Here is a 12009-nt window from a genome sequence, read left to right as displayed (position 1 = left end):
TACTCTTATCGGTAGTGGGCGTTTATTTTTTTAAGTTTTGGATGCGTTATGGGATTTGATTTTCAATACATGCTCGACCTATTGCCAATACTATTTAAGTACCTTGGTACCACAATGGAGATGGCAATATGGGGCTTGTTTTTCTCACTGATACTGTCAGTGATATTAGCCAATATCCGTGTATTTAAAATCCCGGTATTGGACCAACTTAGTCAACTGTATATTAGTTTCTTCCGTGGCACGCCGCTGCTAGTCCAGCTCTTTCTGCTCTACTACGGTTTACCGCAGGTTTTTCCGTGGATGGTAGGACTCAATGCTTTTAGTGCTGCGGTTATAGGCCTTACCTTGCACTTCGCCGCCTATATGGCAGAAAGTATTCGAGCCGCCATTATTGGTATTGATCGCAGTCAAATGGAAGCCAGTCTGTCTGTCGGCATGACCAAAAGTCAGGCCATGCGCCGTATTATTTTACCGCAAGCGACACGAGTCGCACTGCCATCATTAATGAATTACTTCATTGATATGATCAAATCGACATCACTTGCCTTTACGCTTGGTGTTGCCGAAATCATGGCCAAAGCTCAAATGGAAGCCTCTTCAAGCTTTCGATTTTTCGAAGCTTTCTTAGCGGTCGCTCTTATCTACTGGGGGGTAGTGTTAGTACTCACTCGTGTCCAAGTGTGGGCGGAACAAAGATTGAACAAGGCGTACCAACGATGATTAAATTAAATAATATTCATAAACGCTTTGGCGATACCGAGGTGTTAAAAGGCATCGATATCGACATAAAACAGGGCGAGATCGTGGTGGTCATTGGTTCCAGTGGCACCGGTAAGTCCACACTACTTCGTTGTGTTAACTTCCTTGAAGAATCCAACCAAGGCACAATCTCTATTGATGATGTGACCGTTGATTGTCAAAATCACACCAAAGCAGAAGTATTGGCACTGCGCAGAAAAACAGGCTTTGTATTCCAAAACTACGCCTTATTTGCCCATATGACGGCAAAACAAAATATTGCAGAAGGTTTGATTACCGTAAAAGGTTGGAAAAAACCGCAAGCACTCGCCCGAGCTCAACAAATTCTTGATGATATCGGCTTAGGGGACAAAGCGCAGCAGTACCCTGCGTCACTTTCTGGTGGTCAACAACAACGAGTTGGGATTGGACGCGCCATGGCACTGCAACCTGAATTGCTGTTATTTGATGAGCCAACTTCTGCTCTTGATCCTGAATGGGTCGGTGAAGTATTAAATTTAATGAAAAAATTAGCCACTCAACATCAAACCATGTTAGTGGTTACTCACGAAATGCAATTTGCCCGCGAAGTCGCTGATAAAGTGATCTTTATGGCCAATGGTCATATCGTGGAACAAGGTCCACCAGAGCAAATTTTTAACGATCCACAGGATATACAGTTAAAAAAGTTCCTAAATCAGGTCGGGATCGAATAAGGATCCTTGCGCTCTGGCTCACAAAACGTATAATCCGCCGACCGGAATTGAAATTGAACTGATTATTGACTCTTTGAGCCACAGTGATTACAATTCCGCCTCTTTGTTGAGAGGCGTCGGATTTCCTCTTTATTTATAGAGAAGGGTATTTCTCCCACGCCGGGTTCAACGAGAACCTAAAACTACTGATCAGTAAAGGTAATAACCATGTCTAAACGCACTTTTCAACCTTCAGTTCTAAAGCGCAAGCGTACTCACGGCTTCCGTGCACGCATGGCGACTAAGAACGGTCGTAAAACAATTAATGCACGTCGTGCAAAAGGCCGTGCGCGTCTTTCAAAATAATTGACTATTTTGAATAAGAAGCACGCCTTTATTCGGGAGTTACGTTTGTTAACTCCCGAGCATTATCAAAACGTATTTAAGCAAGCTCATCGAGCCGGCTCCCCTCATTTCACCATCATTGCTCGTAAAAACTCTCTTTCACACCCACGTCTCGGTCTTGCGGTTCCTAAAAAACAGATAAAAACAGCTGTCGCTAGAAATCACTTTAAACGACTTACTCGTGAAAGCTTTCGTAACAAACAACACGAACTTCCAAACAAAGATTTTGTTGTTATTGCAAAGAAGAGTGCCCAAACTCTTAGCAATGATGAAATGTTCCAACTTCTCGATAAACTATGGCATCGCCTGTCTCGCCCTTCGCGTGGTTAGCAATAGGACTTGTCTATCTTTATAGATGGACCATTAGTCCCCTAATCGGACCTCGCTGTCGGTTTACCCCAACTTGCTCCCGTTACGCTATAGAAGCCTTACAAGCTCACGGTTTTGTAAAAGGGTGTTGGCTATCTGGCAAACGTCTATTAAGATGTCATCCTTTGAATGAAGGGGGATACGACCCCATTCCACCAGTCCAAAAACAAGACAGAGATAAATAACGATGGATTCTCAACGTAATATTCTGTTAATCGGCTTGGCGTTAGTTTCTTTTTTGCTATTTAACCAATGGCAATCGTACAAGAATCCAGCACCAGTACCGACACAACAGGCTCAAGGTAGTACCCTACCTGCACCATCTTTCGCTGATGAACATGATCCAGCTCCTGGTCATACTTCAGCTGCAGAGAAAATCATCACAGTGAAAACTGATGTGCTAACGCTTGGCATCAATACGATCGGTGGCGATGTAGTAACAGCAGATCTTAACGAATACGCGATTGAGCAAGATTCAGCAGACCCTTTTGAGCTTCTTAAAGATTCACAAGGTCATCAGTTTATTGCACAAAGTGGTCTTGTTGGTCCTCAAGGTATTGATTTAAGCAGTACCGACCGTCCGGCTTACCAGGTTTCGACAGAAAACTTGACGCTACAAGATGGTCAGGATGAACTTCGTATCCCTATGACGTTTACTGCGAATGGCATTAACTATGTTAAAACCTTCGTTCTTAAGCGTGGCAGTTATGCCGTTGATGTTGAATACAACATCGACAACCAATCAGGCCAAAACGCAACGTTTGGTATGTACGCTCACCTGAGACAAAATGTTCAGGATAAGGGCGGCAGTATTACAATGCCAACTTATAACGGCGGTGCTTATTCAACTCAAGACACGCGTTATAAAAAATACAGCTTTGAAGATATGCAAGATCGCAACCTGTCTCTTAACCTGACTGACGGTCAAGGTTGGGCAGCAATGATCCAGCACTACTTTGCAGCTGCATGGATCCCACGCGAAGCGCCTGGTACAAATCTCTACACTCGTGTTATTGGCAACCTTGCTGATATCGGTGTTCGTATGCCAAATCAGACCATTGGTAATGGCCAAACCGCTGAACTTAAAGCAACGCTTTGGGCGGGTCCTAAGCTACAAGACCAAATGGCCGCGACAGCGCCAAACCTTGACCTTGTAGTGGATTACGGTTGGTTATGGTTTATTGCAAAACCTCTTCACACGTTATTGTCGTTTATTCAAGGCATTGTCGTGAACTGGGGTCTAGCGATTATTTGTTTAACCTTCATCGTACGTGGTGCTATGTACCCACTGACGAAGGCTCAATACACATCGATGGCAAAAATGCGCATGCTACAGCCTAAGCTGCAAGCAATGCGTGAACGTATTGGTGATGACCGCCAACGTATGAGCCAAGAAATGATGGAACTGTATAAGAAAGAGAAAGTGAACCCACTGGGTGGCTGTCTTCCAATTATCTTACAGATGCCAATCTTCATTTCGCTTTATTGGGCACTGATGGAATCGGTTGAACTGCGTCACTCGCCATTCTTTGGCTGGATCACTGACCTTTCAGCACAAGACCCTTACTACATCCTTCCATTATTGATGGGTGCGAGTATGTTCTTGATTCAAAAAATGAGCCCAACAACGGTGACGGATCCAATGCAGCAGAAGATCATGACCTTTATGCCGGTTATGTTTACTTTCTTCTTCCTTTGGTTCCCATCAGGCCTAGTTCTATACTGGTTGGTTTCAAACATCGTGACACTTATTCAACAGACTCTAATCTACCGAGCGTTGGAAAAGAAAGGATTGCACTCTAAGTAATCCCAAAACGAGTAAATAATAATAAAAGGCGACCTTAAGGGTCGCCTTTTTTAGTCTCCATGATTACAATTTGGCTAACGTATTGCGATTAAGGCAAACCCCATGACAACAGACACTATTGTGGCACAAGCCACCGCACCTGGCCGTGGTGGCGTCGGTATTATCCGCGTCTCAGGCCCTGCGGCATCTCAGGTTGCGCTTGCCGTCACCGGACGTGAACTTAAACCGCGTTATGCAGAATACCTTGCCTTTAAATCTGGCGATGGTTCAGAAATTGACCAAGGTATCGCCCTGTATTTCCCAAACCCGCACTCCTTTACTGGTGAAGATGTCCTAGAACTGCAGGGCCATGGTGGCCCGGTGGTCATGGATATGCTGATTAAGCGTATTTTGCTTATTCCAGGCGTTCGCCCAGCACGACCGGGAGAATTCTCCGAACGTGCCTTCATGAACGACAAAATGGATTTAACACAAGCAGAAGCGATTGCCGATCTTATTGATGCCAGTTCAGAAGAGGCGGCAAAATCGGCCCTTCAATCACTGCAAGGTGAATTCTCTAAACGTATACACGTGCTGGTGGAATCCCTAATTTACCTACGAATCTACGTAGAAGCAGCCATTGACTTTCCCGAAGAAGAAATTGACTTCTTAGCCGACGGTAAGGTCGCTAATGACTTACAGTCGATAATCGATAACCTTGAGGCCGTTAGAAAAGAGGCCAACCAGGGATCGATCATGCGCGAAGGCATGAAAGTCGTCATAGCAGGCCGTCCAAATGCAGGTAAATCCAGCCTACTCAATGCCTTATCCGGTAAAGAGTCTGCCATCGTAACGGATATCGCAGGCACTACGCGAGACGTACTACGTGAGCATATCCACATTGATGGCATGCCACTGCATATAATCGATACCGCAGGCCTACGTGACGCGTCAGATGAAGTTGAACGTATTGGTATTGAGCGTGCTTGGGAAGAAATCAACCAAGCCGATCGTGTTCTCTTTATGGTTGATGGCACCACGACAGATGCAACGGATCCAAAAGAAATATGGCCTGATTTTATCGATCGTCTTCCAGAATCTATCGGCATCACCGTAATTCGCAATAAAGTGGATGAAACTAATGAGGCGCTTGGGATCTGTCACGTAAACGATCCAACACTGATTCGCCTATCGGCACGAACCGGTGAAGGCATAGGTGCGCTTCGAGAACATTTAAAGTCGATCATGGGCTTTTCTGGTGCGAATGAAGGTGGCTTTATGGCTAGAAGACGTCACCTCGACGCATTAGAGCGTGCAGCGGAACACCTTAGTATTGGTCAGCAACAACTTGAAGGCTATATGGCGGGTGAAATTCTTGCTGAAGAGCTAAGAATTACTCAGCAGCACCTCAATGAAATTACGGGCGAATTTAGCTCAGATGATCTACTGGGCCGTATTTTCTCATCATTTTGTATCGGTAAATAAAGGAATGAGCATGATTCATATCATTACAGGTAGCACACTTGGTGGTGCGGAGTATGTGGGTGACCATCTAAGCGATCTACTCAAAGAGCAAGGGCTAACCACGACAATTCACAATCAACCCCAGCTCGCCGACATTGAAGCAAATGGTATTTGGCTCATTATCACCTCAACTCACGGAGCGGGCGATTATCCAGATAATATTCAACCGTTCATTGCAGGCTTGCAGAACACCCCACCCCGAATGTCGACAGTAAAGTATGCCGTCATTGCGATTGGCGACTCAAGCTATGATACATTTTGCGCCGCAGGTAAACATGCCTTTGATCTTCTCGAGGATATAGGAGCAACACCAATCACAGAAGGTCTCGAAATAGACATACTTAATGATCAAGTCCCGGAAGATGCCGCAGAAGCTTGGCTTAACGAACACATCGGCAAATTCCAATAAAAAAAAAGCGGCGCAAGCCGCTTTTTTTACAATTGTGCATAACTTTCCTCGTTATTTTCTTAGCAAATACTCAAAAAAATCACTAATCTCATGTGGATAAGTCGTACACTTTCCAGTGTAAAAGCTATATTTATCCAAATAGTAACTTTTCCCCTTCCACCCGCCTGTGTATAAGTAGCCATTTTGATCCCAGCTAATACAAGACTAGATCAAAGAAAGATCACAAGAACTGATCATAAAAAGATCCATGGTTTTGTTGATCATTTTCTAGTTATCCACAGAAATGGTCGATCCTAATAATAGATCTAATAAAAGATCATATATATAGATCCCTATTTAATAGTTCTTTTTAGCAAGATCCAAAAGTTGTGAAAAGCGATGTTCTCGCTACAAGAAAAGCGGTAGAATACGTCTCCTTTTGGTTAGTCCATTTTGTCGATTGAATACGAGGTCGGTTCATGCTTTATCACGAAACATTTGATGTCATCATAGTCGGTGGCGGACATGCAGGAACGGAAGCCGCACTCGCATCTGCCCGTACAGGGCAAAAAACACTTTTACTGACACATAATATTGATACGTTAGGTCAGATGTCATGTAACCCTGCCATTGGTGGGATCGGTAAAGGTCATCTAGTCAAAGAAGTCGATGCTATGGGTGGTTTGATGGCCAATGCGATCGATCATTCTGGTATTCAATTTCGAACACTAAATGCCTCTAAAGGACCAGCAGTGAGAGCAACTCGAGCTCAAGCTGATCGTGCGTTATACAAAGCGTATGTCCGTAATGTACTTGAGAACACGCCTAATCTGACGTTATTCCAACAATCTGTGGATGATTTGATCGTAGACAATGATCAAATTCGCGGTGTGGTAACTGAAATGGGTTTAAAGTTCCACGCACAGGCCGTAGTGTTGACGGTAGGGACATTCCTTGGCGGAAAGATCCATATTGGAATGGAAAGCTCATCTGGCGGACGTATGGGTGATCAACCGTCTATTGCGCTGGCTAATCGACTTCGTGATTTACCATTTAGAGTCGATCGTTTGAAAACAGGCACACCACCTCGAATTGATGCGTGTAGTGTTGATTTTTCCGTTCTAGAAGCCCAGCACGGTGACAATCCAACCCCTGTCTTTTCTTTTGTTGGCAAGCGTGAGCAGCATCCAACTCAAATCCCATGTTTTATTACTCATACCAATGAGCAAACACATGATGTTATTCGAGCTAACCTCGATCGCAGCCCTATGTATGCAGGTGTGATTGAAGGCATTGGACCAAGATACTGCCCATCAATTGAAGACAAAGTCATGCGCTTTGCTGATAAAAATAGCCATCAGATCTTTATTGAGCCAGAAGGTCTAACGACACATGAATTATATCCGAATGGTATTTCGACCAGTTTACCATTTGACGTGCAGATCCAAATTGTTCGTTCTATGAAAGGATTCGAAAATGCTCATATCGTTCGTCCAGGGTATGCGATTGAATATGATTTCTTTGATCCGCGCGATTTGAAGCAAACTTATGAAACGAAATTTATCCAAGGTTTGTTCTTTGCTGGACAAATTAATGGTACGACTGGTTACGAAGAAGCGGCTGCACAAGGGTTAATGGCCGGGCTAAATGCCAGTCTATTCAGCCAAGGAAAAGAAGGTTGGAGCCCGCGTCGCGATCAAGCCTACATGGGCGTACTGATTGATGATTTATCGACGATGGGGACGAAAGAACCTTATCGTATGTTCACTTCTCGCGCTGAATACCGTTTACTGCTTCGTGAAGACAATGCTGATATGCGTTTAACAGAACAGGCGAGAACGCTTGGATTGGTTGATGATAGTCGCTGGCAACGTTTTAACGAGAAAATGGAAAACCTGACGTCAGAGCGTCAACGCCTTAAAGAAACATGGGTTAACCCTAAATCTGAAGGTATCGATGCACTTAACGCATTACTAAAAACGCCAATTTCTCGAGAAGCGAGCGGTGAGGATCTATTAAGACGTCCTGAGATCACGTATCAAACGTTAACTTCTTTGGATTCATTTTCACCAGCGATCGAAGATCAACAAGCGGCAGAGCAAGTTGAGATTCAAGTGAAATATGAAGGCTATATCCAAAGACAACAAGATGAAATTGCTAAAGCAATGCGTCATGAAAATACCGCGATTCCCGCCAATATTAATTATGGCGATGTGAGCGGTTTATCCAATGAGGTTGTTGCCAAGTTGACAGAAGCTAAGCCGGAAACAGTCGGTATTGCTTCTCGTATTTCGGGTATTACACCTGCGGCTATTTCCATTATTCTTGTGTACCTCAAGAAGCAAGGTTTACTTAAAAAAGGTGAAGTAGCGTGAGCGTTCTACTAGCAAAATTAGATCAATTACTATCAGAAACGTCATTGCAAGTTTCTGATCTTCAAAAGAAACAGCTTGTCGGATATGTTGAGCTGCTACACAAGTGGAATAAGGCGTATAACCTGACTTCCGTTAGAAACCCTGAAGATATGTTAGTGAAACATATTCTTGATAGTGTGGTAGTGGGTGAGCATATTGTTGGCGAACGCTTTATTGATGTGGGTACAGGCCCCGGTTTACCTGGGATCCCTTTAGCTATCATGCACCCCAATAAAAACTTTGTTTTGCTTGATAGTTTGGGAAAACGCATTCGGTTTATCAAACAAGTTGTTCATGAGTTAGGTATTGAGAACGTCACTGCTGTTCAATCTCGCGTTGAAGAATTCGACCCAGAGGGTGGATTTGATGGCGTATTAAGCCGAGCTTTTGCGTCGATGACAGATATGGTGAATTGGTGTAAACATTTACCTAAAGAATCAACAGGATGCTTCTACGCACTTAAGGGCCAAGTTCATGAACAAGAAGTTTCTGACTTACCTGAGTGGTGTTCTGTGACCGATATCAAACCTTTGCAAGTTCCTGAGTTGGAAGGTGACCGTCATCTTGTAATCTTGTCCAAACAGGGATGATGGAGAAGTTGTCGTGGGAAAAATTGTCGCTATCGCCAACCAGAAAGGTGGCGTAGGAAAAACAACAACATGTATTAATTTGGCGGCATCAATGGCTGCGACCAAGCGTAAGGTTTTGGTGATCGATTTAGATCCTCAAGGCAATGCGACAATGGCCAGTGGTGTCGACAAGTATCAAATCGAAACAACTGCTTACGATTTGCTTGTTGATGAGCTTCCTTTTGAACAAGTAGTCTGTAAACACACATCTGGCCAGTATGATTTAATTGCGGCCAATGGTGACGTGACTGCTGCTGAAATAAAATTAATGGAAGTGTTTGCACGCGAAGTTCGCTTAAAACATGTTCTTGCGCCAATCCGCGATAACTATGATTTCATCTTTATCGATTGTCCTCCCTCTCTCAACCTACTTACAATTAACGCGATGGCTGCTGCAGATTCTGTATTGGTGCCAATGCAATGTGAGTATTTTGCATTGGAAGGACTCACGGCGCTAATGGATACCATTAGTAAGTTGGCGGCTGTCGTGAATGAGAATCTCAAAATCGAAGGCTTACTCAGAACCATGTACGACCCTCGCAATCGACTTTCGAATGAGGTGTCTGATCAGTTAAAAAAACATTTTGGTGATAAAGTTTACCGAACTGTCATTCCTAGGAATGTTCGTCTAGCAGAAGCGCCAAGTCATGGTAAACCAGCGATGTATTACGATAAGTATTCTGCTGGTGCTAAGGCTTACCTCGCCCTTGCAGGTGAGATGCTTCGACGTGAAGAAACACTGGTATAACACTCTTAAGGGAAATTGATTGAATGTCTAAACGTGGTTTAGGAAAAGGACTCGATGCACTGTTGTCGACTAGCTCTATGGCTAGAGAAAAGCAGCAGGTTGCCACTCATAGCCAATCGCTTTCTTCGGATGGCGACTTAACCGATCTATCGATTAATAGCTTACGTCCAGGTATATATCAGCCTCGTAAAGATATGGCGCCTGAGGCGCTTGAAGAGCTGTCTGCGTCAATTCAATCTCAAGGTATTATCCAGCCTATCGTGGTTCGACAGGTTGACCATGAGCAATATGAGATTATTGCTGGAGAGAGGCGTTGGCGTGCGGCAAGACAAGCAGGCTTGAAGCAAGTGCCGTGCATTATTAAAAATGTACAGGATAAAGCCGCAATCGCGATGGCGTTGATAGAAAATATACAACGTGAAGACTTAAACGCAATCGAAGAAGCCCAAGCGTTAGAGCGTCTGCAAGATGAGTTTGAATTAACGCACCAACAAGTGGCTGACGTGATTGGAAAGTCGCGAACAGCGGTGAGCAACTTGCTTCGTCTCAATCAGCTTGAATTGCCTGTTAAGGCACTAGTTGAAAGTAAAAAAATAGATATGGGGCACGCAAGAGCGCTACTTGCTCTTGAGGGTGAGCTTCAGTGCGATGTTGCCGCAAGCGTGGCTAAGAAGAATCTCACGGTTCGTCAGACCGAAGATTTAGTTAAAAAGTGCTTAAAACCGAACTCTTCAGATAAAAAACAGTCAGAAGATAGCGCTGCACAAGAAATTTCACAGCGTTTGAGTGAAAAGTTAGGGGCAAAAGTATCTTTAACTCGAAATGCAAGCGGAAAAGCAAAACTTACTATAAGTCTTGATGAGGCTCACAAATTAGAGCAACTTATTGCCAAGCTTGAAAGCTAAATGAGATAATTGATGTAGGTCAATTATCTAGAAATTGATTTTTTGTGCGAAAGTTATGGTTTTGTGAACAAAAGTGCAGCTTTTTGCTGTGCTTTGATTGCAAATACTTTGTTGAAACGTATAATTTTCGCAAATCTCTTTGCACAGTAGTAATAGGTGCGTAGTGGATATAAACAAAGGTAAGAATACATGGTAGCAGTGCTAGCTAAACCAGGACGAGAGCTCGCAAAGCGATTGTTGCTGATTCAAGTGTGCGCGGTTACGTTTGTAGCTGTTGGAATGACAGTTGCCGTAAATGCTGAGTGGGGAATTTCAGCGCTGATTGGAGGTGGCATTTTTGTTATCGCCAATGCAACATTTGCGTTTTGTGCATTTCTGTTTAGTGGGGCTCGTGCTGCTCAAAAGGTAGCTGCGTCTTTCTATGCGGGGGCTGCATTGAAAATCCTCATTACGGCGGCTCTATTTTCAATCGCTTACATGTATATTCAGGTGGAAGTACTTCCCTTGAATTTCACATTTTTACTGGCTCTCTTAATTAACCTTATGGCGCCAGTAATTGTCGTTAACAACAAAAAATAGGATGAGTTATGGCTGCGCCAGGTGAAGCGCTTACATCGGCCGGATACATCTCTCACCACTTAACTAACCTTTCTTTAGGAAGTTTAGGTTTAGTGGAGGAGACGAGTTTCTGGAACGTACATATCGATAGCCTGTTTTTTTCTGTGTTTACTGGTCTTATATTCCTAGGAGTATTTCGTTCAGTTGCTAAGAAAGCAACAGCTGGTGTGCCGGGCAAGCTGCAGTGTTTTGTTGAAATGATCGTTGAATTCGTTGACGAAAACGTCAAAGAAACGTTTCATGGACGCAATGCGCTAATAGCACCCTTAGCACTAACTATCTTCTGTTGGGTATTTTTAATGAACGTCATGGATTTGGTTCCAATTGACTTCATTCCTTACTCTGCGGAGCAGATAGGCATCCCTTATATGAAAGTGGTTCCTTCTGCAGATGTTAATATCACCATGGCTATGGCGTTAGGTGTTTTTGCTCTGATGATTTACTACAGCATCAAAGTTAAAGGACCAGTAACGTTCATCAAGGAGTTGACACTCCACCCATTTAACAATCCAATCATGATTCCATTTAACATGCTTATCGAGGTTGTGTCTTTGCTTTCGAAGCCACTATCACTAGGTATGCGTTTGTTTGGTAACATGTTTGCGGGTGAAGTTGTCTTTATTCTTTGTGCTGCAATGCTACCGTGGTATTTACAATGGATGGGCTCATTACCATGGGCAATATTCCATATTCTAGTTATTTTGATCCAAGCTTTCGTGTTCATGATGTTAACAATTGTTTATCTATCAATGGCTCACGAAGACGATCACTAATTATTTAATTAACGCTT

Annotated in this window: 14 protein-coding genes; all 14 read left to right on the top strand. The window is 43.6% G+C overall.

Going from position 1 to position 12009, the window contains the following annotated elements; all coding sequences use genetic code 11:
• The first annotated feature begins 48 nt into the window (after nucleotides 1–48).
• The 14 genes from L4D05_RS22225 (at nucleotide 49) to atpB (ending at nucleotide 11992) form a co-directional block, all read left to right on the top strand.
• A complete protein-coding gene (locus tag L4D05_RS22225) occupies nucleotides 49–720 on the top strand; it encodes an amino acid ABC transporter permease (protein WP_250619306.1) in 672 nt (223 codons plus the stop codon).
• Complete coding sequence (locus L4D05_RS22220) at nucleotides 717–1454, top strand: amino acid ABC transporter ATP-binding protein (RefSeq protein ID WP_428795310.1); 738 nt, start codon at nucleotides 717–719, stop codon at nucleotides 1452–1454. Before L4D05_RS22225 ends, L4D05_RS22220 begins: the two co-directional genes overlap by 4 nt.
• A 207-nt stretch (nucleotides 1455–1661) precedes the next feature.
• Nucleotides 1662–1799 carry a 50S ribosomal protein L34 gene (gene rpmH, locus L4D05_RS22215; protein ID WP_102470009.1) on the top strand — a complete coding sequence of 46 codons (138 nt, stop codon included), beginning with the start codon at nucleotides 1662–1664 and terminating at the stop codon, nucleotides 1797–1799.
• Entirely contained in the window at nucleotides 1800–2168 is a 369-nt protein-coding gene (rnpA, locus tag L4D05_RS22210) for a ribonuclease P protein component (protein ID WP_250619304.1), read from the top strand.
• Complete coding sequence (gene yidD / locus L4D05_RS22205; RefSeq protein ID WP_265676797.1) at nucleotides 2135–2392, top strand: membrane protein insertion efficiency factor YidD; 258 nt, start codon at nucleotides 2135–2137, stop codon at nucleotides 2390–2392. Before rnpA ends, yidD begins: the two co-directional genes overlap by 34 nt.
• Nucleotides 2393–2394: 2 nt before the next feature.
• The gene (yidC, locus tag L4D05_RS22200) at nucleotides 2395–4014 is read left to right on the top strand and encodes a membrane protein insertase YidC (RefSeq protein ID WP_265676796.1); all 1620 of its coding nucleotides are present in this window, start codon (nucleotides 2395–2397) and stop codon (nucleotides 4012–4014) included.
• 102 nt (nucleotides 4015–4116) lie between these two features.
• Entirely contained in the window at nucleotides 4117–5478 is a 1362-nt protein-coding gene (gene mnmE, locus L4D05_RS22195) for a tRNA uridine-5-carboxymethylaminomethyl(34) synthesis GTPase MnmE (protein ID WP_428754704.1), read from the top strand.
• Nucleotides 5479–5488: 10 nt separating this feature from the next.
• Nucleotides 5489–5926: an FMN-binding protein MioC gene (mioC, locus tag L4D05_RS22190; protein ID WP_428754703.1), complete on the top strand. Its 438-nt coding sequence runs from the start codon at nucleotides 5489–5491 to the stop codon at nucleotides 5924–5926.
• 458 nt (nucleotides 5927–6384) lie between these two features.
• Nucleotides 6385–8280 (top strand): tRNA uridine-5-carboxymethylaminomethyl(34) synthesis enzyme MnmG, encoded by a 1896-nt coding sequence (gene mnmG / locus L4D05_RS22185; RefSeq protein WP_428795309.1) that lies wholly within the window; start codon nucleotides 6385–6387, stop codon nucleotides 8278–8280.
• Nucleotides 8277–8909, top strand: a complete 633-nt coding sequence (rsmG, locus tag L4D05_RS22180; RefSeq protein WP_428754701.1) for a 16S rRNA (guanine(527)-N(7))-methyltransferase RsmG — start codon at nucleotides 8277–8279, stop codon at nucleotides 8907–8909. Before mnmG ends, rsmG begins: the two co-directional genes overlap by 4 nt.
• A 13-nt stretch (nucleotides 8910–8922) precedes the next feature.
• Nucleotides 8923–9696: a ParA family protein gene (locus L4D05_RS22175; protein ID WP_428795308.1), complete on the top strand. Its 774-nt coding sequence runs from the start codon at nucleotides 8923–8925 to the stop codon at nucleotides 9694–9696.
• Nucleotides 9697–9719: 23 nt separating this feature from the next.
• A complete protein-coding gene (locus tag L4D05_RS22170; RefSeq protein WP_428754700.1) occupies nucleotides 9720–10601 on the top strand; it encodes a ParB/RepB/Spo0J family partition protein in 882 nt (293 codons plus the stop codon).
• Between the two features lie 189 nt (nucleotides 10602–10790).
• Complete coding sequence (locus L4D05_RS22165; RefSeq protein WP_102470062.1) at nucleotides 10791–11180, top strand: F0F1 ATP synthase subunit I; 390 nt, start codon at nucleotides 10791–10793, stop codon at nucleotides 11178–11180.
• A gap of 8 nt (nucleotides 11181–11188) precedes the next feature.
• On the top strand, nucleotides 11189–11992 hold the full coding sequence (gene atpB / locus L4D05_RS22160; protein ID WP_428754699.1) for a F0F1 ATP synthase subunit A: 804 nt from the start codon (nucleotides 11189–11191) through the stop codon (nucleotides 11990–11992).
• The last annotated feature ends 17 nt before the right edge of the window (nucleotides 11993–12009 follow it).

It is taken from the genome of Vibrio nomapromontoriensis (assembly GCF_050337205.1).
GTDB lineage: Bacteria > Pseudomonadota > Gammaproteobacteria > Enterobacterales > Vibrionaceae > Vibrio > Vibrio nomapromontoriensis.
This window is presented reverse-complemented; position numbering and strand designations above follow the sequence as displayed.